General features: G+C 72.7%; 24 protein-coding genes. 14 read left to right on the forward strand and 10 right to left on the reverse strand.

The window, feature by feature from the left end; all coding sequences use genetic code 11:
- Positions 1-188: 188 nt before the first annotated feature.
- Together Q6348_RS01200 and Q6348_RS01205 are read right to left on the reverse strand one after the other, a co-directional pair.
- On the reverse strand, positions 189-2,681 hold the full coding sequence (locus Q6348_RS01200; protein ID WP_304599511.1) for a zinc metalloprotease: 2,493 nt from the start codon (positions 2,679-2,681) through the stop codon (positions 189-191).
- 117 nt (positions 2,682-2,798) lie between these two features.
- Positions 2,799-3,155, reverse strand: coding sequence for a DUF4229 domain-containing protein (locus tag Q6348_RS01205; protein ID WP_304599512.1), 357 nt, complete (start codon positions 3,153-3,155; stop codon positions 2,799-2,801).
- Positions 3,156-3,490: 335 nt separating this feature from the next.
- Between Q6348_RS01205 and Q6348_RS01210 the strand changes: the two genes are divergently transcribed.
- From Q6348_RS01210 to Q6348_RS01225, 4 genes are all read left to right on the forward strand, one after another.
- The gene (locus Q6348_RS01210; RefSeq protein WP_304599513.1) at positions 3,491-5,161 is read left to right on the forward strand and encodes an ABC transporter substrate-binding protein; all 1,671 of its coding nucleotides are present in this window, start codon (positions 3,491-3,493) and stop codon (positions 5,159-5,161) included.
- Between the two features lie 97 nt (positions 5,162-5,258).
- Positions 5,259-6,329, forward strand: coding sequence for an ABC transporter permease (locus Q6348_RS01215; protein WP_304599514.1), 1,071 nt, complete (start codon positions 5,259-5,261; stop codon positions 6,327-6,329).
- Between the two features lies 1 nt (position 6,330).
- Entirely contained in the window at positions 6,331-7,344 is a 1,014-nt protein-coding gene (locus tag Q6348_RS01220; RefSeq protein ID WP_304599515.1) for an ABC transporter permease, read from the forward strand.
- Entirely contained in the window at positions 7,341-9,032 is a 1,692-nt protein-coding gene (locus tag Q6348_RS01225) for a dipeptide ABC transporter ATP-binding protein (RefSeq protein ID WP_304599516.1), read from the forward strand. The genes Q6348_RS01220 and Q6348_RS01225 overlap by 4 nt, the downstream gene beginning before the upstream one ends.
- A 19-nt stretch (positions 9,033-9,051) precedes the next feature.
- Here Q6348_RS01225 and Q6348_RS01230 read toward each other — a convergent pair whose 3' ends face one another.
- The gene (locus tag Q6348_RS01230; protein WP_304599517.1) at positions 9,052-9,666 is read right to left on the reverse strand and encodes a hypothetical protein; all 615 of its coding nucleotides are present in this window, start codon (positions 9,664-9,666) and stop codon (positions 9,052-9,054) included.
- A gap of 54 nt (positions 9,667-9,720) precedes the next feature.
- Positions 9,721-10,443 (reverse strand): AIM24 family protein, encoded by a 723-nt coding sequence (locus tag Q6348_RS01235; RefSeq protein ID WP_304599518.1) that lies wholly within the window; start codon positions 10,441-10,443, stop codon positions 9,721-9,723.
- A 128-nt stretch (positions 10,444-10,571) separates the two neighbouring features.
- Here Q6348_RS01235 and Q6348_RS01240 point away from each other — a divergent pair, with 128 nt between their 5' ends.
- The 5 genes from Q6348_RS01240 to Q6348_RS01260 all read left to right on the forward strand — a co-directional run bounded on the left by Q6348_RS01240 (position 10,572) and on the right by Q6348_RS01260 (position 14,120).
- The gene (locus Q6348_RS01240) at positions 10,572-11,024 is read left to right on the forward strand and encodes a hypothetical protein (protein WP_304599519.1); all 453 of its coding nucleotides are present in this window, start codon (positions 10,572-10,574) and stop codon (positions 11,022-11,024) included.
- Between the two features lie 197 nt (positions 11,025-11,221).
- On the forward strand, positions 11,222-11,449 hold the full coding sequence (locus tag Q6348_RS01245; RefSeq protein WP_304599520.1) for a chemotaxis protein CheW: 228 nt from the start codon (positions 11,222-11,224) through the stop codon (positions 11,447-11,449).
- Between the two features lie 103 nt (positions 11,450-11,552).
- On the forward strand, positions 11,553-11,891 hold the full coding sequence (locus tag Q6348_RS01250; protein ID WP_304599521.1) for a hypothetical protein: 339 nt from the start codon (positions 11,553-11,555) through the stop codon (positions 11,889-11,891).
- Entirely contained in the window at positions 11,888-13,030 is a 1,143-nt protein-coding gene (locus Q6348_RS01255; protein ID WP_304599522.1) for an iron-containing alcohol dehydrogenase, read from the forward strand. The genes Q6348_RS01250 and Q6348_RS01255 overlap by 4 nt, the downstream gene beginning before the upstream one ends.
- Positions 13,031-13,067: 37 nt before the next feature.
- The gene (locus tag Q6348_RS01260; RefSeq protein WP_304599523.1) at positions 13,068-14,120 is read left to right on the forward strand and encodes an Atu2307/SP_0267 family LLM class monooxygenase; all 1,053 of its coding nucleotides are present in this window, start codon (positions 13,068-13,070) and stop codon (positions 14,118-14,120) included.
- Between the two features lie 45 nt (positions 14,121-14,165).
- On the opposite strand, the gene Q6348_RS01265 is transcribed toward Q6348_RS01260, so the two are convergent.
- Together Q6348_RS01265 and Q6348_RS01270 are read right to left on the reverse strand one after the other, a co-directional pair.
- The gene (locus tag Q6348_RS01265) at positions 14,166-14,705 is read right to left on the reverse strand and encodes a PRC-barrel domain-containing protein (protein WP_304599524.1); all 540 of its coding nucleotides are present in this window, start codon (positions 14,703-14,705) and stop codon (positions 14,166-14,168) included.
- Positions 14,706-14,829: 124 nt separating this feature from the next.
- Positions 14,830-15,258: a CBS domain-containing protein gene (locus Q6348_RS01270; protein ID WP_304599525.1), complete on the reverse strand. Its 429-nt coding sequence runs from the start codon at positions 15,256-15,258 to the stop codon at positions 14,830-14,832.
- A gap of 200 nt (positions 15,259-15,458) precedes the next feature.
- Here Q6348_RS01270 and Q6348_RS01275 point away from each other — a divergent pair, with 200 nt between their 5' ends.
- The gene (locus Q6348_RS01275; protein ID WP_304599526.1) at positions 15,459-16,919 is read left to right on the forward strand and encodes a GGDEF domain-containing protein; all 1,461 of its coding nucleotides are present in this window, start codon (positions 15,459-15,461) and stop codon (positions 16,917-16,919) included.
- Positions 16,920-16,922: 3 nt separating this feature from the next.
- On the opposite strand, the gene Q6348_RS01280 is transcribed toward Q6348_RS01275, so the two are convergent.
- The 4 genes from Q6348_RS01280 to Q6348_RS01295 form a co-directional block, all read right to left on the reverse strand.
- Entirely contained in the window at positions 16,923-18,158 is a 1,236-nt protein-coding gene (locus Q6348_RS01280; RefSeq protein ID WP_304599527.1) for a sugar ABC transporter permease, read from the reverse strand.
- Complete coding sequence (locus Q6348_RS01285; RefSeq protein ID WP_304599528.1) at positions 18,155-18,931, reverse strand: ATP-binding cassette domain-containing protein; 777 nt, start codon at positions 18,929-18,931, stop codon at positions 18,155-18,157. The genes Q6348_RS01280 and Q6348_RS01285 overlap by 4 nt, the downstream gene beginning before the upstream one ends.
- A gap of 48 nt (positions 18,932-18,979) precedes the next feature.
- Positions 18,980-20,221 carry a sugar ABC transporter substrate-binding protein gene (locus Q6348_RS01290; protein ID WP_304599529.1) on the reverse strand — a complete coding sequence of 414 codons (1,242 nt, stop codon included), beginning with the start codon at positions 20,219-20,221 and terminating at the stop codon, positions 18,980-18,982.
- Positions 20,222-20,532: 311 nt separating this feature from the next.
- Complete coding sequence (locus Q6348_RS01295; protein ID WP_304599530.1) at positions 20,533-20,949, reverse strand: hypothetical protein; 417 nt, start codon at positions 20,947-20,949, stop codon at positions 20,533-20,535.
- 102 nt (positions 20,950-21,051) lie between these two features.
- On the opposite strand from Q6348_RS01295, the gene Q6348_RS01300 reads away from it, so the two are divergent.
- From Q6348_RS01300 to Q6348_RS01315, 4 genes are all read left to right on the forward strand, one after another.
- A complete protein-coding gene (locus Q6348_RS01300) occupies positions 21,052-23,088 on the forward strand; it encodes an FAD-dependent oxidoreductase (RefSeq protein WP_304599531.1) in 2,037 nt (678 codons plus the stop codon).
- Positions 23,085-23,462 (forward strand): succinate dehydrogenase/fumarate reductase transmembrane subunit, encoded by a 378-nt coding sequence (locus tag Q6348_RS01305; RefSeq protein WP_304599532.1) that lies wholly within the window; start codon positions 23,085-23,087, stop codon positions 23,460-23,462. Before Q6348_RS01300 ends, Q6348_RS01305 begins: the two co-directional genes overlap by 4 nt.
- A 3-nt stretch (positions 23,463-23,465) precedes the next feature.
- Positions 23,466-23,894, forward strand: coding sequence for a succinate dehydrogenase/fumarate reductase transmembrane subunit (locus Q6348_RS01310; protein WP_304599533.1), 429 nt, complete (start codon positions 23,466-23,468; stop codon positions 23,892-23,894).
- Between the two features lie 175 nt (positions 23,895-24,069).
- Complete coding sequence (locus tag Q6348_RS01315; RefSeq protein WP_304599534.1) at positions 24,070-25,194, forward strand: GGDEF domain-containing protein; 1,125 nt, start codon at positions 24,070-24,072, stop codon at positions 25,192-25,194.
- The last annotated feature ends 6 nt before the right edge of the window (positions 25,195-25,200 follow it).

A 25,200-nucleotide genomic window follows, 5' to 3' on the forward strand; every position in this document is an offset into this window, starting at 1 on the left:
ATCCGTGCTGGGGCGTCCGCAGTGTGGATGCCGATCCGGGCCGCCGACCGGCTTCGCCGCGTCAGCCGCCGTCCCCACCATCGCCCACGTCGCCCGCGCGCTCATGCCGCCGTCGCGGTGCAGCGGGACGTCACGGAGACCGGCCGAGCGACGACGGCGAGCTCGACCGTCACACCTTGGTGCCGAGCTCAGCGGGGCGGGACGACGTATCCCACGACGTCGACGATCAGCGACATCGAGGCTCCGTTGTTGTAGAGCAGGACCTGGTTGTGTGTGGCGCCGCCGAGGGCGACGACCGTCGTGTTCGACGAGTCCACCCCGCCGACCGGGTTGAACGCCGACGTCCGGACGCATGACGACAGCGCCATCCCCGCCGGGCACGCCGAGACGTAGGAGACCCCGGTGGTCGCGGTGGACGTCAGGTTCAGCACGGCGGCGGTCGCACCTGCGGGCGCACCGGAGAGAGTCAGCGTCGTGGTGGCGCCCCGGCCCATCGGCTGACCGTTCAGAGCCCGGACGGGGACGATCGGGTCGAGCGCGCCGCCCGTGGCCGACGCCGGGACGTAGTAGCCCGCGACGTCGACGATGACACGGGTCGACCCGGCCTTGTTGTACACCTGGAGCTGGTTGCCGTAGGGGCCCCCCAGCTTCACGACGGAGAAGTTCGCGATGTCGCGACCCGGCACGGGATTGACGTTCGAGGTGGACCGGCAGGTCGCGAGCGCCTGGCCGGCCGGGCAGACCGAGACGTATCCGATGGCGGTCGCGGCACTCGACGTCGTGTTGAGGGCGACGGCGCTCGCCCCGGCCGGGACCTGACCCAGGCTCAGGGTGACGAGCTGTCCGGCCCCGAGGCGCTGGTCCATGGCGCGGCTCGGCGGCCGGGCCTCGAACAGCGCTCCGGAGGACGCGCTCGTGGCCGACGCGCCCGGGACGTAGTAGCCCTGCACATCGACGATCAGGCTCAACGTCCCGGCGTGGTTGTACACGGTCACCTGGTTGCCGTTCGCGCCACCCAGGGCGACCGTCGCGGCGGACGCGGTGTCCACGCCTGCGGTCGGGTTGAGCACGGAGGTGGACCGGCACACCGCCAGCGGCGTGCCGGCGGCGCAGGCCGAGAGGTACGACGTCTGGTGCACGTTCGTGACCGTGAGGTTGAGCGCGACCGCGATCGCCCCGGCCGGTGCGCCCGGCACGCTGAACGTGTAGGTGGACTGCGGTCCGAGGGTCACACGGTTGAGCAGTCGGGTCGGGTCGACGGGCTGGAAGCCGCCGTCGCCGACGGGCGGCGTGGCGGCGGCACGGGCGACCTGGATCGTGGCCCCCGAGGTCGTGACGTCGGCGACCGTCACGCGCACCTGGCCGTCAGCGGTCTCGAAGGACTGGCCCGCCGGGATGACGAAGGAGCCGTTCGGGCCGGCTGCGAGCAGCCAGGTCTGGGCCCCGAGCCCGCGCTGGTCGACGCGGTGCACGATGACGCCGGGCAGGAACCTCGCGCGCGAGCAGCTCGTGGTGCCCGTCGGGCACCCGCGACGCGTGGTCGCCAGGTCCGCGTCGCGGCCCACCGCGCCGCGGTACTCGACGTAGTAGGTGGCGTCGCCGGTGGTGAAGCGCACGAACCGCAGCCCGGTACCCCCACCGACCGGCGCGATGGTCACGTCCGCCGAGCCCGTGACGTCGCGCATGGAGGCCGCGTCCAGGAGTCCCAGCGTGTCGAGCTGGGCTCCGGAGAGCGGCCCGACGCCCCCGATGCTCAGGCCCATCACGTCGTACGCGTCGCCGTAGGTCACGTCCGTGCACTGGTCGGCGGACCCGTCCGCGGCGTCCGGGCACGCGTAGCGCACGTTGGAGTGCCCGAGCCCGAGCGTGTGGCCGAGCTCGTGCGCCTCGGTGACCTGACGTTCGCCTGTGCTGCCGGCGCCGTTGATCCACGCCGACCCGCCCGAGGAGAGGTTCGCCACGCCGGCGAACGGGCAGGACGGCAGGCGCGGCGTGTAGGTGATGGTGTGCCGGCCGGTGCCCACCGTGGGTGCCACCCCGGCCTTGCCCGCCGTCCAGGACAGGAAGGCGATGACCTGCGCGGTCGTGCAGGACCCGGTGCCGCCCCAGTCGGCGTAGGAGCCCGCAGCCACCTGTGCGCCCGCCGTGAACACGACGGCACCACCGGTGGAGTCGGACCAGTACGGCGCGACGGCGCTGCTCAGGTCCGTCGCGAGGTCCGCGGGGCGGATCGTGTCTGCCGTCTGTCCCGGCAACGTGGCGGTCAGCACCTGCACGGTGCGGCTGATCGACCCGGGCACGAGCTCGGCCAGACCCTGGTCGGGCTGCGACGCACCGCCCTGGGCCGGGGCGGTCACGTCCACCAGCTGGGCCGGCGCGCCCGCGTCCGCGGTCGTCGGGTCCTGGTCCGCGGCCTGGACCGCGCCGAGCCGGACCGTGACGGTGGAGCCGGTGGGCACGTCGGCCAGGACGCCGTCGGCGACGCGCACCGCACCGCCGCTGTCGGGGACCACGGCGGTGAGGTCGACGTCCGTGCCGTCGCCCACGTCCACGACGAGTCGCTGGACAGTGCCGACGAGCTCGGCGGTCCCGGCCACCGCGGGGGCGGCCCACCCTGCTACGACGACTGCGAGGACGGCGACCAGGGCCGTCCTGCGGCGACGGATGCGCTCTGCCGTCAAGGGGTGCCCTCCCGATCGCGCGGCGCCGTACACACGACGCCTACCGTGAGATCTGTCGGCATCAGCGGGACGACCTTGAGCCGTCGGCGGGCACCGGAGGGCCTGCTGTGTCGAGCCTCACTCGGCGTGGCCGGACTCGCCGCGCTCGTCCTCGTCGGCCGCGTCCTCGACCTCGGCGTCCTCGACCTCGGCGTCCTCGGCGGCCGCGTCCGGGTCGACCACGCGCGGACCGGCCCGCCGGGCCTCGACGCGGTCGGACAGCCACAGCGCCGCCCGGTCCCGGGATCGGCCGAGCAGGACGTAGGACAACGCCCAGGCGAGCAGCGCGGCGAGCAGCACCAGGAGCCAGCCACCCAGGTGCAGCCAGAACAGCACGAGCAGGGCCACGACGAACAGGCCGAGGCGCTGCGCGGAGTACACGACCAGGGGCACCGGGCCACGGTAGGCGATCCGCGCGGCTGCTGTGGGCCGCACGCCCTCACCTGTGCACCGGGGCTCCGCGTCGGTCCACGTGACATGGCCCGGCGCGCCCCGCGTCGCGCAGTGCGCCTCCGCCCCGGCCACGCGCAGGGACGCGCCCGGCGGCAATGATCACGGTTTGGTCTCGGTCGTCATGTGAGCGATCACGTGCCGTTCCAGGACGTTCGACCCACCCCGGGCCTCTGACCGGCCGCGACGCGCAGCCCCCGTCAGGTTGCAGTGCCGTAAACATCTCGCCGGTGTGTCACCAGGTGGGACAAACCTGTGCTAGCCATGGACGATTACGGTCGTCGAGCGCCTGGGACGACCACCGAGAGAGAAGGACGCGCATGACTCACCTCCCCCGGCGCCGCCCAGCGGCGCTCGCGGCCGGCATCGCGGTCGCGGCCCTCAGCCTCGCCGCATGCTCCAGCGGCGGCTCCGACAACGGATCGACCGACGGCGCCAGCGGCGGCGGCGGCAACAGCGGCGGCTCGATCATCATCGGCACCACGGACAAGATCACCACGCTCGACCCGGCAGGCTCGTACGACAACGGGTCGTTCGCCGTGATGAACCAGGTGTTCCCCTTCCTGATGAACACCCCGTACGGCAGCCCGGACGTCCAGCCGGACATCGCCGAGTCCGCGACGTTCACCTCGCCGACCGACTACACGGTGACCCTCAAGCCCGACCTGAAGTGGGCCAACGGGCACGACCTGACCTCCTCGGACGTGAAGTTCAGCTTCGACCGCCAGCTCGCGATCGGGGCGTCCGGCGCCGATGACGGCAACGGCCCCAGCTCGCTGCTGTACAACCTCGACAGCGTGGACGCGCCCGACCCCACGACCGTCGTGTTCCACCTCAAGTCGCCCAACGACCAGGTCTTCCCGCAGATCCTGTCCAGCCCGGCGGGACCCATCGTCGACGAGGAGGTCTTCTCCCCGGACTCGCTGACGTCCGACGAGGACATCGTGGCGGGCAAGGCGTTCGCTGGTCCGTACGTGATCACCAGCTACGACAAGAACAACCTCATCAGCTACGAGGCGAACCCCGACTACCAGGGTCTGCTGGGAGCGCCCAAGACCAAGAACGTGGACGTCAAGTACTACGCCGAGGAGTCGAACCTCAAGCTCGACATCCAGCAGGGCAACATCGACGTCGCCTACCGGTCGCTGTCCGCGACCGACATCGAGGACCTGCGGGGCGACAGCAACGTGGACGTCGTCGACGGCCCCGGCGGTGAGATCCGCTACATCGTCTTCAACTTCGACACGATGCCGTACGGCGCCAAGACCGCCGAGGCCGACCCGGCCAAGGCCCTGGCCGTCCGGCAGGCCGTGGCGGACCTGGTCGACCGCAAGGAGCTGTCCACGCAGGTCTACAAGGGCACCTACACCCCGCTGTACTCCTACGTCCCGGCCGGCCTGACCGGTGCCACCGAGGCGCTGAAGTCCATGTACGGCGACGGCAACGGCGGCCCGGACGCCGACAAGGCGAAGTCGACCCTCGCCGACGCCGGGGTCTCCACGCCTGTCGAGCTGCACCTGCAGTACAACCCGGACCACTACGGCTCCGGCTCGGCCGACGAGTACGCCCTGATCAAGGACCAGCTGGACTCCAGCGGCCTGTTCAAGGTCGACCTGCAGTCCACCGAGTGGGTGCAGTACTCCAAGGACCGCACCACCGACGTCTACCCGGCCTACCAGCTCGGCTGGTTCCCGGACTACTCGGACGCCGACAACTACCTCACGCCGTTCTTCCTGATCGACAACTTCCTGCACAACCACTACGCCAACCAGGCCGTCAACGACATGATCCTGAAGCAGGCGACCACGCAGGACCCGCAGGCACGGACCGACCTGATCAAGCAGATCCAGGACGCCGTCGCCAAGGACCTGCCCACCATCCCGCTCCTCCAGGGCGCACAGGTGGCCGTCGTCGGCAAGGACATCTCCGGCGCGGCAGACACGCTGGACGCGTCGTTCAAGTTCCGCTACGGAGCCCTGTCGAAGGGCTGACCAGCACGGGACCGGGCGCTCGGCTCACGCCGGGCGCCCGGTCCCGCGTCCGCCCGCTCCGCACGCCCGGCTCCCTGCCACCAGACAGGACTTCCCCATGACGACGACCGTCGAGCAACCCGCTCCCGAGACCACCAGCAAGGGGGGCGGGTCGCTCGGCCGCTACATCGCGGTCCGGGCGCTGCTCATCATCCCGACGGTGTTCATCCTGGTCACCACCGTGTTCGTGCTGATGCGGACCACCGGCGACCCGATCACCGCGTCCCAGGGCGGCCGCCTCCCCCCCGAACAGCTGGCCGAGCGCATCCACGCCGCCGGTTACGACCGGCCGATCCTGGTGCAGTACTGGGACTACCTCACGGGCATCCTGCACGGGGACTTCGGCACCACGCTGTCCGACCACCGGCCGGTCACCGAGGTGCTGACCACGTTCGGCACGGCGACGCTCGAGCTCGCCATCTACGCGCTCATCGTGGCGTTCCTGCTGGGCATCCCGCTGGGCCGGCTGGCCGCCTTCCACCGTGACAAGGCCCCGGACGCGGTGCTGCGCGTGCTGGCGATCCTCGCCTACGCGACGCCGGTGTTCTTCGCGGGCCTGATGCTCAAGCTGGTCTTCTCGGTGTGGCTCAACGTCCTGCCGGTCGCGGGGCGCGCCTCGACGCGCACCGAGCTGACGCTGCAGAAGGTCGACAACCCCACCGGGATCTACCTCGTCGACGCCCTGCGCACCGGCGACCCCGCGGTGATCGGCGACGTGCTCACGCACGCCGTGCTGCCCGCGCTCACCCTCGGCCTGCTGACGGCCGGCGTCTTCCTGCGCCTGGTGCGCACCAACGTCATCTCGACCTTCGGCGCCGGCTACGTCGAGGCCGCGCGGTCCCGCGGTGTCGCCGAGCGCCGCCTCCTGCGCAAGCACGCCTACAAGCCGGCGCTCATCCCGATCGTCACGGTCATCGGGCTGCAGATCGCACTGCTGCTGGGCGGCGCGGTCCTCACCGAGACCACGTTCGAGTGGAAGGGCCTGGGGTTCCAGCTCGCGCAGTACCTGCAGGCCCGGGACTTCGTCGCGGTGCAGGGCATCGTGGCCGTGCTCGCGGTGATCGTCGCGGTGACCAACTTCATCGTGGACATCATCGCCGCACTCATCGACCCGAGGGTGAGGTACTGACATGGCCGACGCCACCGAGCTCGCCCCGCCCACGGTCCGCCGATCCTGGTGGACCCGGCTGCCCGTCGTGTCCCAGCTGCGCCAGAGCATCGGCCTGCAGCGGGGCATGCTCATCGCGGGCCTCGTGCTCGCCGCGATCTTCGTCCTCGCCGCGGTCTTCGCGCCGCTCCTGGCCCCCTACGGCTACAGCCAGCTGCGTGACGCAGCCGGCACGTTCGGCGCGCAGCAGCCGCCGTCGGCCGAGCACCTGCTGGGCACGACCGTGGGCGGCTACGACGTGCTGTCGCGGGTGATCTGGGGATCGCGCACCGCGCTCCTCGTCATCGTCGTCGCGGTGACCGCGTCGATCCTCGTCGGCGTGCTCCTCGGTCTGATCTCCGGGTACTTCGGGGGCTGGCTGGACCGCGTGCTCGTGATGATCGCCGACGCGATCTACGCCTTCCCCTCCCTGCTGCTGGCGATCGTGCTCGCCATCGTGATCAGCGGGGGGCAGTCCAGCATGTGGGGCGGCATCTTCGCGGCCGCGCTGTCCATCACCGTGATCTTCATCCCGCAGTACCTGCGGGTCACCCGTTCCGAGGTGATCCGGATCAAGTCCGAGGCGTTCGTGGAGTCCGCGCGCGTGATCGGTGCCGGGCACGTGCGGATCATGAGCCGGCACGTGCTGCGCAACTCGACCCGCACGCTTCCCCTGATCCTCACGCTCAACGCCTCGGAGGCCATCCTGACGCTGGCGGGCCTGGGCTTCCTCGGGTTCGGCATCGAACCGACCGCGGCGGCCGAGTGGGGCTACGACCTCAACAAGTCGCTGTCCGACGTGACCGCCGGGATCTGGTGGACGTCGATCTTCCCCGGCCTGGCGATCGTGCTCGTCGTGCTCGGTCTGACGTTGGTGGGCGAGAGCCTCAACGACCTGGCCGACCCGCGGCTGCGCAAGCGCGCGGCGGGGCCCGAGCCCGTCGAGGACCTCGGTGTGGAGCTGCCCGCCGGGCAGCAGGAGGGCGAGCAGCGATGAAGGACGTCGTCGAGATCACCGACCTGGCGGTCAGCTTCGCGACCGACGCCGGCCAGGTGCAGGCCGTGGACGGCGTGACCCTGTCGGTGCACCCGGGCGAGGTGCTCGCGGTGGTCGGCGAGTCCGGCAGCGGCAAGACCGTCACGGCCAAGACCATCCTGGGCCTGCTCCCGGAGACCGCAAGGGTGCGCGGCGCCGTGGTGCTGAGCAGCAAGGACGGCACCACCGAGGGCGATGTCGCCCAGATGTCCGCTGCGCGCCTGCGCCAGGTCCGCGGCCGCGACGCGGCGATGGTGTTCCAGGAGCCCTCGACGGCGCTGAACCCGGTGTACCCGGTGGGCTGGCAGATCATCGAGGGCCTGCGTGCGCACGGCAGGTACACCAGGGCCGAGGCCCGCGCCGAGGCGATCGACGTGCTGCGCCGGGTCGGCATCCCCGACCCCGAGGAGCGGATCGACCACTACCCGCACCAGTTCTCCGGCGGCCAGAAGCAGCGGATCGTCATCGCGCAGGCCCTCGTGCTGGACCCGGGCGTGATCGTTGCTGACGAGCCGACCACCGCGCTGGACGTCACGGTGCAGGCCGAGATCCTGGACCTGCTGCGCCGGTGCCGGGACGAGTTCGGCGCCGCCGTGGTGCTCATCACGCACAACATGGGCGTCGTCGCGGATCTCGCGGACCGCGTCGCAGTCATGTACCAGGGCAAGCTCGTCGAGCAGGCGGACGTCCGCACCCTGTTCAGTGCTCCGAAGGAGCCGTACACCCAGCAGCTGCTCGCGGCCGTGCCACGGATCGGCGAGGGACTGGCGCGCGCGCACGAGCGCGCCGCCCGCCGCCCGGAGGGCTGGGAGGAGCAAGCACCTGTGGTGCGGGCCCGCGACCTGCGGATCGTGTACCCGGGCCGGTTCCGTCAGCCCGACTTCGTCGCGGTCGACGGCGTGAGCCTGAGCATCCGTCCCGGCGAGGTGCTGGGACTGGTCGGGGAGTCGGGCAGCGGCAAGACCACCATCGGCCGTGCCATGGCCGGGTTGACGCGCGTGGCCGGCGGATCGCTGGAGGTGCTCGGGGTCGAGCTCCGCGGGGTACGTGAGCGCACCTTCCGGCCCGTGCGCTCGAAGATCGGCTTCGTGTTCCAGGACCCGGCGACGAGCTTCAACCCGTTGCTGACCATCGCCGAGTGCGTCGCCGAGCCGCTCGTGGTGCACGGCCGGGCGGAGAACGCCGCCGACGCGCGAGGCCGGGTCGACGAGCTGCTCGAGGCGGTGCAGCTGCCGCGGGCCTTCGGGGCGCGCTTCCCGCACGAGCTGTCCGGCGGCCAGCGGCAGCGCGCCAGCCTGGCCCGGGCCCTCGCGCTGGATCCCGAGCTGCTGATCGCCGACGAGCCGACCTCTGCACTGGACGTGTCCGTGCAGGCCAGGGTGCTGGACCTGTTCGACGAGCTGCACCGCGAGCTCGAGTTCGCCGCGCTGTTCATCAGCCACGACCTCGCCGTGGTCGACATGCTCGCCGACCGGATCGCGGTGCTGCACCGCGGCCGGCTGGTCGAGGAGGGCACGGGCGACCAGGTGCTCGGCTCACCCCGCGAGCCCTACACCCAACGCCTCCTGGCGTCGCTGCCCGTGCCGGACCCCGTCGAGCAGGCCGAACGCCGCGCGCAGTGGCAGCGCCTGCGCGGAGCCGGCGCCTGACCCGTCGCTCCGGTCGGGGTCAGCCTCGCCGGTCGGGAGCGGCTCGCCGGTCAGGTGCGGCTCGCCGGCGCCGGCGCTGCTGCACCGCTCGGCTCGTCAGGTCGACCGGACGGGTGCCGGCCACGTCGCTGAGGACCACGTCGCCCGGTTCCCCGGCCGCTGCGAGCGCCGCACGCGCGCGCCGGAGCAGGCCCGCGGCGGGGTAGGGCTCGTCCGCGACGGTGGCCACCCCCACCCGGACGGGCTCGCCGTCCGGCCGTGCCGCCACCGCGCGACTGACCCGGACGGCGTACCGGCAGACCTCGTCCGCGCTGAGCCCGGACAGCACGACCGCCACGGCGTCGCCCAGCTCGGCGAGCGCATCGTCGTCGCGGGACAGGTCCCGCACGACGTCGTGCAGGCGCGCGGACCTCGTCGCCTCCAGAGGACCTACGAGCACGAGGGCCAGCCCCGCACCTTCCGCGACGGCCGTGCCGGCGAGCACCCCCACCCGGTCACGCAGCTCCGCCTCGGTGAGCGGCACGAGCTCGACGGGGGCCGCCGCAGGCTGCGCCCGCCACCGTCGGACGGCGAGCGGCAGCCCGACCGTGGCGACAACCCCGACACCCGCGATCGAGGCGAGCGTCGTCAGCACACTGCCTCATCGACGCGAGTGACGTCCGAGATGAGGGGATTCGCCCGTTCGGCGTCAGCCGCCGAGCAGCCCACCCAGGCCGCCACCCTTGGACTGCACACGCTCGCCGCCACCCGAGCTCACCGACTCGCTGGGCTGCACGATGACGTAGCCCTGGCCACCGAAGGCCATCTGGAGCATCTCGCCCGTGCCGCCGCGCAGCATGGACCCCAGGCCGCCGGTGTCGACCCGGATGTCCATCGAGACGCCCGCGGTCCAGCAGACGACGGCGTTGGCGTCCGCGAAGGTCGGCGAGCTCGCGACGTCCAGCGCCACGGGGTCGCCCTTGGTGGTCACAGCGACGTACCCGGTGCCCTGCAGGGAGACGTTGAACATCCCGCCCGCCATCATGCCGCCCCGGGCCGCGATGCGGTGGATGTCCCACTGGATCGAGTCGGAGAACGCCAGCACGCTCGACCCGTTGACCGAGAGCATGTCGTTGTCCAGGTACATCACCTGGATCTCCGAGGCCATGTCCGCCACGAAGAGCTCGCCGTTGCCGGTGGCCTGCATGAGGTCCACACCCTCACCGGTGAGCTTGGACTTGAGGAACTTGTCCAGGCCACCGCTGCCCTTGTTCTGGAAGCGGACGTCACCCTGGTACGCGACCATCGACCCGGTCTTGGCCCACACCGGGCCGTACTGCATCTGGATCTTCAACAGCTTCTTGTTCTGCAGCGCGAACGGGTCGGGAGACGCCGTCTCCTTGTAGTCGCTGAACAGCGTGCCGTGGATCATGCCTCACTCCTTGACGTCGTCGTCATGTGGGTGCCCCGAGCACCGTACCGATCACGACCGGTGAGTCGTAGGGTGAAACACGCAGCGTTCCCCGGACAGCGTCGCCCGGGGCGAGAGGAAGGACATCGATGGGCTTCCTGGACAAGGCGAAAGCGACCGCGAGCGGTCTGGCCGCGAAGGCCGACGGCGCGCTGAGCAGCACGGCGAGCTCGTTCTCCGGGGGAGGTGGCGGACCGTCCCCCGACGCGCTGCTGCACGACCTCGGCATCCTCAGCTACCTCGAGGCCACGGGCCGGCCCGCCGCTCCCGAGGACCGCGACCGGGTGATGGCCGCTCTGCAGGAGGCGGAGCAGCGCGGCACCCTGCGCTCGTTCGCCCTGCGCACCGCGACCCCCGCCGCACCCCCTCCCCCCGGCGCCGCGGCCGCTGCGCCGCCACCGCCCGGTGCGTCCGCCGCCCCGCCACCCGCACCCGCAAGCCCACCGCCCGCACCCGGTGCCGCTCCGCCGGCCGCGCCGGAGGGCACTCAACCGGCCCCGCCGCCGACGCAGGCTCCCCCGCCACCCCCGTCCTGGGCCTGACGCACCACCGCCGACCCCGCCCCACGGGGGCCGTCGCGGAGCGGGCCGTCGCGGAGCGCACTGAGCGGGGCGGTCGCGAGGTGAGACGGGGCGTTCCACGACGGCGCACGGTGGGTCACGCCGCAGCACGCACGGCCGATACTGGCGTTGCCGGGCACCCCCGGCACCCTTGGCATGCCCACACCCCGGAGCACCCGATGACCTCGACCACGCCGGCCGTCACCCACCCGTCCCACACCCGTCCCGCCGGCCAGGCCCGTGAGCTGATCGACCTTGTCCGGTGGGCTCCCGCACCGCGCTGGGAGGGCGGCGCAGGAGCCCGGGCGCGCTACCTCGCCTACCTCCTGGGCAGCATGCTCGCGTGGACCGCGGCCGGGCTCGGCGTCGCGGCCGCGCTCGGCAGGCTCACCGGTCTGGCGGGCTGAGGGCACGCCTGCCCCGGCGGGAACCGCGCCGCACGCCCGCCCCGCAGGAACCGCGCCGCGCGCCTCCGCGCAGCGCGACGGCCGCCGCGGCACCCTGGGAACCATGCGCGAGAGTCACAGCAAGGACCTGCGAGACGTGGACCGCGTGCACGTCTCCGTGGTGCTCGACGCCCAGAACCAGCGGCACCGCGGGGAGATGATCCTGTACGGCGCCGGCCGGCCGATCCTGTACGGACCCGTCGGCCCGGCGGTGTGGGACCACGTGTTCGGCGACCCGAACATCTGGCACGAGCGCGACGACCTGATGCGACTGATCGCCTCCTTCGAGCTCGAGGCGCTCGGCCTGGCGCTGACGGGCGACGCGGACGCGGAGGAGTTCGTCCCCGCCAACGGCGCGGGCCCGATGCTGTATCGCAGCACGGTCGAACGGCTGTGGACATGACGTTCACCTTCCGCACCGCCGGACAGGTGCTCGTGGGCCCGGGCGTCAGCGCCCAGGTCCCCGCGCTGGCGGCCCAGCACGGAGCACGCACCCTGGTGGTCTGCGGGTACCACACGGACCCCGGCCAGGGTCCGCTCGGCCGGCTGGCGGACCCCACGGTCGTGCGGTGGAGCGGCGAGCCGACCGTCGAAGGGGTCTCCGCGGCGGTCGAGTCGGCGCGGGCCGCGCACCCCGACGTGGTCATCGGGTGGGGCGGCGGGTCGGTGATCGACCTCGCCAAGGCCGTCGGCGTCCTGCTGCACAGCGACCGCGGCGTCCTCGACCACCTCGAGGTGATCGGGGCGGGCCTGCCGCTGCCGAGCACCTCGGTGCCGGTCATCGCGGTGCCCACGACGGCCGGCACCGGCGCGGAGGTCACCGCGAACGCACCGGTGCTGTCCGCCGAGCACGGCGTCAAGGCGAGCCTGCGCAGCCCCGCGATGCTGCCCGCGGCCGCGGTGGTCGACCCCGAGCTGACCCTCAGCTGCCCACCCGACGTCACGGCCTCGTCGGGCCTGGACGCCCTCACCCAGTGCCTGGAGCCGCTGACGTCGGTCAAGGCGAACCCGATCAGCGACGCCCTGGCACGCGAAGGGCTCGCCAGGGCGGCGGCCGGGCTGCGGCGGGCCGGCGCCGACGGCTCGGACCTCGCCGCCCGGACGGACATGAGCCTCGCCGCACTGCTGTCCGGCATGGCGCTGGCCAATGCCAAGCTCGGCGCGGTGCACGGTCTGGCTGCACCGCTCGGAGGCATGACGGGGGCCGCCCACGGGCGGCTGTGCGCAGCGGTGCTGGCCGCGACGACGGAGGTCAACGTGCGCGCGCTGCGCGAGCGCGACCCCGAGTCCCGAGCCTTGGCCCGGTATGCCGAGGCGGCAAGGATCCTCACCGGCGACCCGACCGCCGGACCGGATGACGCTGTCGCCTGGCTCCGCGAGACCGTGTCCCTGCTGCGCGTGCCACCCCTCGGTGCGCTCGGGCTGGCAAGCGATGACCACGAGCGCGCGGCGGACGCGGCCATGGCCGCCAGCTCGATGGCCGGCAACCCGGTGCGGCTCACCCGGGACGAGGTGCTGGAGATCCTGGACCACTCGTCCTGAGACGCGCGCACGGCCGTGCGGTGATTGGATGCGGCCCATGAGCTCCGTCAGCCTGGGCCTGGGCACGTTCGGCGACGTGGGGCCCGAGCCGGACGGCGCGGCCCCGCCGATGCACCAGGTGCTGCGCGAGGTGGTCGAGCAGGGTGCGCTCGCTGACCGGTGCGGCGTGGACCACTTCGTCCTCGGCGAGCATCACCGACCGGACTTCGCGATCTCCTGTCCCGAGGTCGTGCTGGCGGCGGTCGCCGCCCGCACCGAGCGCATCACGCTCTCGTCCGGCGTGACGGTGCTGTCCACCGACGACCCGGTGCGGGTCTACGAGCGCTTCGCGACCCTCGACGGGCTCAGCGACGGCCGCGCCGAGATCCAGGTGGGACGGGGATCCTTCACCGAGCCCTTCGAGCTCTTCGGCCACGACCTGTCCGACTACGTGGTGCTGTTCGACGACAAGCTCGACCTGCTCTCGCGGCTGCGCACCGAGGACACCCTGAGCTGGCACGGGCGGACGCGGCCCGCCCTGACCGACGCGCACGCGTTCCCCACCACGCGCCGCGGCTCCCTGCCGGTGTGGGTGGGGGTCGGCGGCACGACGGAGTCCGTGGTCCGGACCGCGCGCTACGGCCTGCCGATGATGCTGGCGATCGTCGGTGGGCCTCCCGAGCGCTTCGCCTCGTTCGTCGAGCTGTTCCACACCAGTGTCGAGGAGGCCGGCACCGGCCCCACGGGTGGCCGGCTGCCCGTCGGTGTGCACTCGCCGGGCTTCGTCGCCGACACCGACGACGAGGCCCGCGACCAGCTGTTCCCGCACTACAAGGCGAGCCGGGACCGGATCGGCCGGGACCGCGGCTGGGGGGAGATGACGCGCGAGCAGTTCGACGCGGAGGTGGACGCGGGTTCGCTGTACGTCGGGTCCCCCCGGACCGTCGCGGAGCGCATCGCGACGACGATCCGCACGCTCGGCATCGACCGGTTCGACCTGCGCTATGCGCACGGCCCGCAGCCGCACGACGAGCTGATGCACACCGTGGAGCTGTACGGAACACAGGTGATCCCCAGGGTCCGCGAGCTCCTCGGCCAGAGCGGGGAGTGAACCCGGCTCGGCGCGCGGCGGCCCGCGCACCGAGCCGACCGGTCCTCAGTGAGCCGGCTGCCACCGTCGCAGGTGGCCCACCTCCGGTTCTCCGCTGCCCCCGACACCTGTCCGGGGACTCTGGCGCGGGTGTGTCGGGGGCAGGTCCCCGGACGCGCCGGGCCCGGCCGTGGGGCTGGCGGCCTCCTCGGTGGCCGGCAGGCCCCCGGGGGCTCCGGGGCCGGTCGTCGGGCTGGCCAGGTGTGCGCTGCGCGAGCCGGAGCCGGGTCCCGTGGCCGGGCTGAACGCCGAGCCGTAGTGCTCGATGAGCCGCAGCTCGTCCTGGGTCGCGACGCTGTCGCCGATGTCGAACACCGGGGCGTCGCGCACGAGGTCTCCCGGGACGTCCAGCTCGAGGCGCGTGCCCCGCGCGGTCGCTCCGGTCAGCGGGACCGGCCGGTCCCCGTCCGAGCCACGCACGACCGCCCACGCGGGCTCATGGGTCCGGTCGTCGACGTAGACCGCGACGACCGTGCCCAGGACCCTGCCATCGCGGTCGGTCACCTCGCGTCCGTCGAGCGTGCCGAGCTCCTCCGCAGTCACCATGTCGACTCCTCTCCTTGGAACTCCCGCGAGTACACGCGCGGGCCTGCGTGAGAGTCGATACAGCCATCCAACGACGCGGCGACCAAGATCACAACGCCAGACGCGCGACAGCCGCGCGGCACGGCTAGCCCGAGATGTAGGCGCTGAGCTGGTCCCGCTCCACCTGCAGCAGCTCCAGCCGACGCTTGACCACGTCGCCGATGCTCATGATGCCGACCAGGACGCCGTCCTCGACCACGGGCACGTGCCGGAACCGGCGGGCCGTCATCGTCTCCATCAGGTCCTCGACGGTGTCGCCCGGGCTGCAGGTGTGCACGTCGGCCGTCATGATCGCGGACACCGGACCGTCCAGCACGGCGTCACCACTGGCGTGCAGGCCGCGCACCACGTCCCGCTCGCTGACGATACCGGCCACCCGGTGACCATCGGCCGAGACCACCACGGCCCCGATGCCGTGCTCGGCGAGCAGGGCGAGCAGCGCGCGCACGGCACTGTCCGGGCTGATGGTGACGACCGTGTCCCCCTTGCGCGTGAGAACGTCGGCGATACGCATGGCGACCCACCTCCGGCGGCGCGGGCCGACACACCGGCGTGTCGGCTGTCCGCAGACCGTACGTCAGGGCGGCGGGGCCCGCCAGCCCCGTGGTCCGCACGCTGGGACGGCGACCCAGGTGGGCGAGGTAAGGTCCGGCCGCACGGAGCAGCGACCGGCGACGCTGCACGCCGCATGCTGCAGCCCCGAGGAGATCTCCTGTGACCACGGTCCGTCGCGCCGCGCGCCTCGCGCCCGCCGTGTGGGTGGTCGTGCTGGGCTACGGCGTGCTGATCGCCACCGGGAGCGCCGTCCCGAGCACTCCGGTCACCGCCGGGGGTCTCGTGCTGGCCTGGTTGCCGCCCGCGCTGGCGGCGCTCGCCGCGGCTGGCGACGACGCCCGCGGGGTCAGACCCGCCGCGGCGGCGCTCGCCTGCTTCGCCGCCGGCCTGAGCCTCAACGGCCTCCAGTACCTCGTCACCGGGTCGGTGACGTTCCCCGCTCCGGGCGACCTGGGCTACCTGGGGTTCTACGTCCTGTTCGTCGTGGCGCTCGTCCGCAACGTGCGTCACCGGATTCCGCGGCTGGGGTTCGCGACGGTCGTCGACGCGGCGGTCGGTCTCCTGGCGATCGCCACCGTGCTGTCCCTGCCGCTGCTCCCTCGGCTCCACGACGGGCCGGGTGGGCTCGGCGCCGCACGTCTCCTGGCACTCGCCTACCCCGTCGCCGACCTCGCGCTGGTCAGCGGGATCCTCGGGCTCATCGCGGTCACCCCGGGCCTGCTTCGGGGCTGGCCGTGGCTGGTGGGCGGACTGCTGCTGTTCTCAGCCAGCGACACGGCGTTCGCGGTCGGCGACCCGACCACGATGCTGCAGTCCTCGCTGCAGCTGGGCTGGGGCGTGGGATTGGTGGCCCTCGCGCAGTGGGTCGTGGTGGTGGCGGACGGACCGGCACCGGCGCCCCGCGAGTCGCAGTACGCCGACCCGCACGAGTCCCGGCGGACCGCCAGGACTGCGGCCCTCACCGCGGGGGTCGCGGCGCTGGCGGTGCTCCTCGTGCTCGCCGAGAGCACGTGGACAGCGCTGCCCACCGCGTCCGCGGTGCTGGCCGCGCTGACCACGGTCGGCGCGACGGTGCGTACCCAGGTGGGCCTTCGCCTGCTGGTCTCCGAGCCCCGGCTGCGCGCGCAGGCACGCACCGACGAGCTCACGGGCCTGCCCAACCGCCGCGAGCTCACCGAACGTGCCCAGCGCGTGCTGGACGGCACCGGCCAGCACGCCGTGCTCGTCCTCGATCTCGACGGGTTCAAGCAGGTGAACGACACCCGCGGCCACCACGCCGGTGACCTGCTGCTCGCGGAGGCGGCACACCGGATCTCCGGCGCCGTGCGCCTGACGGACGTGGTGGCGCGTACCGGCGGCGACGAGTTCGCCGTCCTCATGCCGCAGGCCACCCGCGTGGTGGCCCTGGATGTGGCGTCCCGGATCGCGGCCAGGTTCCGCGAGCCGATGGACCTGGAGGGCACCCCCGCGTACGTCACCACGAGCATCGGCGTCGCGCTGCACCCCGAGCACGGCCGCGAGATGGGCACCCTGGTGCGGAACGCCGACGCCGCGATGTACGCGGCGAAGGCGTCCCGCACCCTGGTGGCCGTCGCCGACCCGGCGGGCGAGGACGGCTGAGTCCTACGTCCGGCGTCGGGCGACGGCGTCGATCGTCACGGCCACCAGCAGCACGACGGCGGTGACCACGTACTTGGCAGCCGCGCTGAACCCGAGCAGTCCCATGCCGTTGTCGATCGCGGCGATGACCAGGCCGCCGAGCACGCCGTGCAGCGCCTTGCCCCGGCCGCCGAACAGGCTGGTGCCGCCGATCACGGCCCCGGCCACGGCGTAGAGCACCAGCGTCCCGCCGTCCAGGGACGTCGAGATGGAGCGCAGCCGGGAGGCGTACACGATCCCGGCGATCCCCGCGGTGAGGGAGCTGAGCACGAAGCCCGCCGTACGGATCCGGGCCAGGTTGATCCCGGCCCGTCGGGCGGCCTCGGCGTTGCCGCCGACGGCGTACACGTACAGCCCGAACCTCCGCCGGCCGAGCAGGTACGCCCACACCACCAGGACGCCGAGCACCAGCACCACGACCCAGGGCAAGCCGTACACCGGGGCGAGCATCCCGCGGTCCGCGTTGGCCAGCAGGATCAGCCCCGCACCCCCCACCAGCAGGGCCGCGATCTTGGCCAGGGTGAGCGCCCCCGGTGGCGCGACCAGGCCGCTGCCGCGCCGTCGGGCGTCACGGCGCCACACCACGACCCCGAACACGGCGACCACCACGAGCATCAGGGCCCAGCCGAGCGGCCTCGAGAGCGTCCCGCTGGTGATCGCGTTGAGCACGGGGTCCTGGATCTGGATCGAGCCACCGTTGCCCAGCACGAACAGCATGACGCCCTGCCAGAACAGCAGGCCACCGAGCGTGACCACGAACGACGGCAGGCCGATGCGGGTGATCAGGGTGCCGTGCAGCAGGCCGATGAGCGTCGTGGCGACGAGCGCCGCCCCGATCGCGGCCCACCACGGCCACCCGAACTGGGGTCGGGCGAGCCACGCCAGCACGACCGCGCCGATGCCGGCGACGAAGCCGACGGACAGGTCGATCTCACCGAGCAGCAGGACGAACACCTCGGCCATGCTCAGCAGGGCGAACACCGCCGCCTGCACGAGCAGGTTGACCAGGTTGCCCGCGGTGAGGAAGTGGCCGTCGAGTGCCTGGAACAGCACCGAGACCAGGATCAGACCGCCGACGACCGGCAGCACACCGGTCTCGCCGCCCTTGATCCGCCGCCACGCGAGGCCGAGGTACTCCCCCACGCTCGTCGCGGCCGGGGCACCCGCCTGGGCGGTCGCCGCGTCCTCGCGCACGCTCATCCCGGCACCTCCTGGTCGTCGTCGGGTCGTGGTTCCTCGTCACGGCGAGGCTGCTCCGAGACCTCGCGGTCGCTCTCTCCGGTGGTCATCAGGTCCACGACGATGCGCTGGTCGATCTGGTCGATCGGGCGCACGCCGACCATCCGGCCGTGCCGCATCACGGCGACGCGGTCCGCGACCTGGAAGACGTCGGTCATGTTGTGCGAGATGAGCAGCACCGCATGGCCACGCTCGACCAGCTTGCGGACCAGGTCGAGGACCATGCGGGTCTGCGCGACACCCAGGGCGGCCGTGGGCTCGTCCATGATCACGAGCTTGGACTCCCACAGGACGGCCTTGGCGATCGCGACCGACTGGCGCTGCCCGCCGGACAGCGAGGCGACCTGCTGACGAACCGAACGGACCGTGGTCACGGCGAGGTCGGACAGGGTCTCCGACGCAGCCTGCTCCATCGAGACGTCGTCGAGCTGGCCACGCCGCAGGCGTTCGCGTCCCAGGAACATGTTCTGGACGATGTCCAGGTTGTCGCAGAGCGCGAGGTCCTGGTAGACGGTCTGGATGCCCAGGGCGGCGGCGTCCCCGGGTCCGTGGAGCCGGGTCTTCTCGCCCTCCCAGAACATCTGGCCGTGATCGGGGGGATGGATCCCCGCGATGCACTTGATGAGGGTGGACTTGCCCGCCCCGTTGTCGCCGGCCAGCGCGGTGACCGCGCCGGCCGGCACGTCGAGGTCGACGTCGGCCAGGGCCTGAACCGGCCCGAACGACTTCGACACCCCACGTAGTGACAACAGGGGCGGGGCCGAGGTCCCGCTGTCCATGGCTCAGCTGATCCCGGCCGCCGAGCAGGCGCTCGCCACGTTGCCGGAGCACAGGTCGGCAACCTTCACCGCGCCGTCCTTGACCACGGTGTCGGCCATGTTCTTGGGCGTGACCCAGATCGGCGTCGTGTAGACGGACGAGATGTCCGCGTTGAGCGTCGTGTCCTTGGTCGTGGCGTTGACCAGGGAGCTGGGCGGCGTGACACCGGCCCGCAGGTAGATCGCCAGCGCGGCAGCGGCCTGCGCCTCGAGGTAGATCGGCTTGTAGACGGTGCCGCACTGGTAGCCGGTCAGCACGTTCTGCAGACCGGGCAGCGAGGCGTCCTGGCCGGTGGTCGGGAACGACTTGGGCTTGACGCCGTTGCCCTTGAGGATCGAGATCACAGCGTTCGCGTTGTCGTCGTTGGGTGTGATGGCCGCGTTGATGTTCGGGTGCGCGGTCAGCTGCTGCTGGAACGTGGTCGCCGCGGTCTGCGGGTCCCAGGTACCGGCGGGCTCACCCACCTTGGTGTAGGTGCCGTTGTCGAAGTACTGCTTGAGAACGCCGTTGTAGCCCTGCGCGAAGAGCTTCGCGTTGTTGTCCGTGGGATCGCCGTCCATGATCAGGACCTGCGGCTTCTGGACATTCCAGTCCTTGACGCACTGGACGAATCCCTGGCCGATGAGCGTGCCGACCTTCACATTGTCGAACGACACGTAGTAGCGGTCCTTCGGGCCGCCCGTCACCAGGCGGTCGTAGTCGATCACGGCGACGCCGGCGGCCTTGGCCTTGGACTCGATCGCCGCTCCGCTACCGGGGTCCAGCGGGTCGACGAGGAGCACCGACGCGCCCGCATTGATGTCGGCCTCGGCCTGGGTCTGCATGGTCGACGCGCTGCCGTTGGCGTTGTCGATCTTGAACTGGTCGGCCGACAGCCCGGCGGTCTCGAAGGCCTTCTTCAGGTACGGGGCGTCGTACTGCACGTACCGCGTGGAGGTGGTGGTGTCGGGCAGGAGGACGCCGATCATCCCCTTGCCCTGCGAGGCGAGGTCCTTGAGCTGGGACATCACGGAGAAGTCCGCGGTGAACGCGCCGGCGTCCACCTGCGGGACGCTCGCCGAGGACGACGAGGCGCCCGACGAGCCGGAGCTCGGACTCATCGACGAGCTCGAGCTCGAGCCGCTCGTCGAGGAACTGCAGCCGGCCAGCACGAGGCCCGATGCGGCCACGATCGCAAGGACCGGCAGGGTACGACGTGAAGACATCCAAGTGCTCCTTCCGCTGTGCCGCGATGCACGGCATTCGGATCGTCACTCCGAAATGTCCTCGTCGCGAACAGGAAGTTAACACATTCACACAATCTTCACATTTGCCAGGAAATCCCCAGGAAACGCACCGAAATTTGCGCGAAAGGCTATTTCAAGGGGACTCGACGCGCCTGACGGCCCGTGGCACACCGCACCGGTCTGCGGTCGGCGTGGGCCCACTCGAGCACGGCGGCGAGCGCAGTGTGGCCCGACGACAGCGTAGGCCCGTCGCACGGCCGCCGCGAGACCCCGTGCGCGAGCCGCCCTCCCTAGCGCTCCCCCGGATCCGTCCGGTCCGGCGGGCCCCCGTCCAGCAGGGCCCGCAACCAGCCGGCGCCCCGCACGCGCGCCCCGAGCTCCTCGACCCGCCGGCGCAGCTCCCGGTCCGACGTGACCACCACCGCGCCGCCGCTCGCGCGCACCACGTCCACCACGGCGGAGTCTCCGTCCTGCTCAGCCCGCACGAGCTCGAGACCCGGCACACCGCACGGCGCCGCGGCCTTCGCGCGCCCCTCGAGCACCACCACGATCCGACCCGCCGACAGCGACGTGTGGTCGACCCCGACGAGACCGGCCAGCAGTCGTTCGGCAGCACCCACGCGGTCCGTCCACCACCCGTCCGGGCGCGAACCCACCACGTTGGCGGCATCCACCACGAGCACGTCGGGCGGGTCCTGCGCGGTCACGGCCCGACGCTACCCCGCCCAGGGACGATCGGCCCTTGCCGTTCGGGCGCCCCCCGTGGCTACCGTGGAGATGCTGCGCACCTCATCGAGGAGGTGGGGACAGTGCCGACAGCCGCCACGCCTCATGCCCCGCACGTCGTCGTGGTGGGAGGTGGTGGCACCGGCGGCGCAGTGGCCCACGACCTCACCCTGCGAGGCGTCCGGGTCACGCTGCTGGAGCGAGGTGAGATCACCTCCGGCACCACCGGCCGGCACCACGGGCTCCTGCACAGCGGAGCCCGCTACGCGGTGAAGGACGCCGAGTCGGCAGTCGAGTGCATCCAGGAGAACCGGGTGCTGCGGCGCATCGCCGCCGGCTCCTTCGAGGAGAACGACGGGCTGTTCGTCGCGATCACGCCCACCGACCTCGAGTACCTGCCTCGGTTCGTCGAGGCGTGCCTGGCCTGCGGCATCCCCGCCGAGGTGCTGACCGCGGCGCAGGCCCGCGAGCGCGAACCGGGGCTGGGCCCCGACGTCCTGGCCGCGGTCCAGGTCCCGGACGCGACGATGGACGCGATGCGGCTGCCCTTGCGGTTCTTCGCCACCGCACAGCGCAACGGCGCGACCATCCGTCCGTGGACCACGGTGATCGGCCTGCGCCGCGACGGTGCCGCCGTCACCGGGGTGGTCGTCCGCGACGACGTCACCGGACGCGAGGCCGAGCTGTCCGCCGACCTCGTGGTCAACGCCGCTGGGCCGTGGGCCCAGCAGATCGCCGACCTCGCGGGCGTCCAGGTCCCCGTGCGCTGCTCCCCCGGTGTGCTCGTGGCGGTGCGTGGCCGGTGGTGCACCATGGTGGTCAACCGCCTGCACGACTCCGGCGACGGGGACATCGTCCTGCCGCAGCGCTCCCTGTCGGTCATCGGGACCAGCTCCTGGGTGGTCGACGACCCCGACGAGCTGCACCTGCCCGAGGACCACATCCACACCATGATCGAGCAGGGCGCCCGACTGGTCCCGGCGGTGGCCGGCGCCGAGATGCGCGCGGCGTGGTCGGCCGTCCGGCCGCTGATCGGTGACAGCGGCAGCACCACGGGCCGCGAGCTGTCCCGGACCTTCAAGTGCTTCGACCACGCCGAGCGCGACGGCGTCGCGGGCTTCGTGACGATCTCTGGCGGCAAGGCGACCACACTGCGGGCGATGGCGGAGGCCACCGCGGACGTGGTCTGCCGGCACCTGGACGTCGACCGCGCGTGCCGCACGCGCGACGTGCCGCTGCTGCCGCACACCGCCTACCGCTCCCTCGTCGAGGGCGGGCCGGGCAGCGCCCCCCGTCGTCCGGCGCGAGCCCGCACGGCGGGTCGCCGGCCCCCGGCCGTCCGGACGACCCCGCCCGACGGGGCGGCCGGCCGCGACACGGGCGCGACCCGCACCCTGCGGGTGTATCGCTGGAAGCCGGGGGACGCGCCCGCGCTCGTCGACTACGAGGTGCCCGTGGAGCCGCGGACCACGGTGCTGGATGCCCTGCGCACCGTGCGCCGGGCGCAGGACCCGAGCCTGACCGTGCGGCACTCGTGCTGCCACTCCTCGTGCGGCACGTGCGGGGTCCTGGTCAACGGCGCCGAGGTGCTCGGCTGCGTGACCACGCTCGCGGACCTGCCGTCCGGCATCGTCACCGTCGAACCGATGGCCAACGCGCCCGTGCTCAGCGACCTCGTGGTCGACACGACGGCACTGTCGGAGCAGCTCGAGCGGTCGGGCCGGGCCCTGATCCGCGCGTCGGCGGACCTCGGCCCAGGCCTTCCGGCGCCCATGCAGCTCGAGGACTGCGTCGAGTGCGGCCTGTGCGTGTCCGCCTGCCCGATCGCCGGCTCGGACGCCGACTACCTGGGACCGGCCGCGCTCAACGCCGCCTGGCGAGCCGTCGCCGAACCGCGGGGCGCAGACCCGGAGGCGGTGCTGGCGTGGGTGGACGACCACGACGGCTGCTGGCGGTGCCACCTGAGCTTCGCGTGCAGCGAGGTGTGCCCGACGGGGGCCGATCCGGCCGCGGGGATCATGCACCTGCGCGGCGCCCTCACCCGCAGGCACCTGGTGCCGCACCGCACCCGGGACGGCACCCGGACGTCCGGCACGGAGGAGAGGACGGTGGCTCGATGAGCGGCGACACCCGGGGCGTGCGCGGATGGTGGGCGCACCCCGCCGGAACACCGACCTGGGCCTTCCTCGCCAACCGGGTGGCCGGCCTGGTCCTGGTCGCCTACCTCTATCTGCACCTGGCCGTGCTGTCCTTGCTGGTCCGCGGGCCGGAGAGCTGGGACGGCTTCCTCGCGGTGGCGAGCCACCCTGCGGTGCTCGTCGTCGACGTGGTGCTGTTCGCCGCGGTCGCCTGGCACGCGGTCAACGGCATCCGGGTCGGACTGGTGGGCACCGGGGTCGCGGTCCGCAGGCAGCGCGCGATGCTCGTGGCCGTGCTCGGCGCGAGCGTCCTCGCGGTGACCATGGCCGCCGTAGCACTGCTGACGGAGGGCTGAGCGATGGCCGTCGACGTGAGACACCGCACCCCGCACGACCGCGTCCCGGCGACGCACGGCCGACGGGCCGCACTGCCGGGCCGTGGGGGCACGGGGGGCGCCTGGGGATGGCTCCTCCAGGTGGTCACCGGGGTCGCACTGCTGGTGCTCGTGGTGGTGCACCTGGTGGCGCAGCACTTCGTGGTGGACGCGCCCGCCGGGCTTCGCGACCACGCGTCCGTCGTGGCGTACCTGTCGAGCCCCGTGATCCTCGTGATCGAGGCGGCGTTCCTGCTGGCCGTCACGTGGCACGCCATGCTCGGGGTGCGCGCGATCCTGCTGGACCTCGGCCCGCGCGAGCGCGGGCGACGCCGCATCACCGTGGGCGTCAGCGCCCTCGGCGTGGCCACGCTCGGCTACGGCGCCTGGCTGCTGATCGCCCTGGCGACCTGACCCCGCCGACCGGGGGACGTCTCGCCGCGCACCGACCCGCGCACCCCGACCCTGCTCCGATCAGCTGACGCGCCGCGGCATGACGTGACGGCGAGGTACCGGTCCCGCCACACTGTGCACCCGGGCCGGCGCCACCACGTCCCGGGGCCTGCCCGGTGGCGGAGGGCGAGGCGACGTGACGAGTCGGAGCGACCGGGTCGCCGGGCGGCGCCACGACGACCTCGCCGCTCTCGCCCGCCGGGTGGTGGCCCTGGGCATCGCGGTGTGCGTACCGGTGATGGCCGCGATGTGGCTCACCGAGGCCCCCCACGACCCGTGGGTCAGGTGGGGGTACCCGCCGCTGGTGACGTTCCTCGCGGTGTTCGCCTGGATCCTGGTGCGCCACCCCCGTCTGGCGGGCTACGCCGCCGTGATCAGCCTGGTCGGGCTGGAGGGCTGGTGGGTGCTGCTGGCCGTGGCCCGGGTCGGCGACGCGCAGGACGCCGCGTCCGCGTGGGTCTCGCTCTGGCCGACGCCCTTGCTGGACGCCGCGGTGTGCGTCGTGGTCGGCTTCCTCTTCCAACGCACGATCACCGCCGTCGTGCACGGCGCCGCCTACGCGACGGTCATGACCGCCGCGGTGGCCGTCGCGCTGTGGCGGCGGCCCGACGGCGGCGCCTACGTGTGGCTCGCCGCGCGCTACGGCGTCTACCTCGGGGTGTTCCTGGCTCTGCTCCTGGTGCTCTCGCGGGCCAAGGAGAGGGTTGCCTCCGCCGTGGACCGCGCCGACCGGGCCGTCCGGCACGCGGCGCGGATGCAGGACATGGCCTACCTCGACGAGCTGACCGGGATCGCCAACCGGCGCCGCCTGATCGAGGAGCTGGGCCACCAGGCCGCGCTGGCGGGGCCGGACAACCCGATCGGCGTCGTCTTCCTGGACCTGGACCACTTCAAGCAGGTGAACGACACGCTGGGGCACGACGTGGGCGACCGCGCGTTGCGGATCGTCGCCGACGTCGCGTCGCGCCTGGTGCGCGACGGGGACCTGGTCGCCCGCCTGGGCGGGGAGGAGTTCGTCGTCGTCGCACCGGGTGCGGACGCCCGCCAGACCGCCCGGCTCGCCGAACGTCTGCGCCAGACGGTGCCCGTCGAGCTCGGCGTCGCGGTCGGCACCCCGGTGACCGCCAGCTTCGGGGTCACCGCGTTGCGGCCGGGCGAGTCCCCGGACGCGGTGCTGCGTCGCGTCGACGCGCTGATGTACCGGGCCAAGTCCGCCGGCCGGGACACCGTCCGCCCCGAGGAGCCCGACGCGGGGCGGTGAGCCCGC

It is taken from the genome of Actinotalea lenta (assembly GCF_030586465.1).
Taxonomy (GTDB): domain Bacteria; phylum Actinomycetota; class Actinomycetes; order Actinomycetales; family Cellulomonadaceae; genus Actinotalea; species Actinotalea lenta.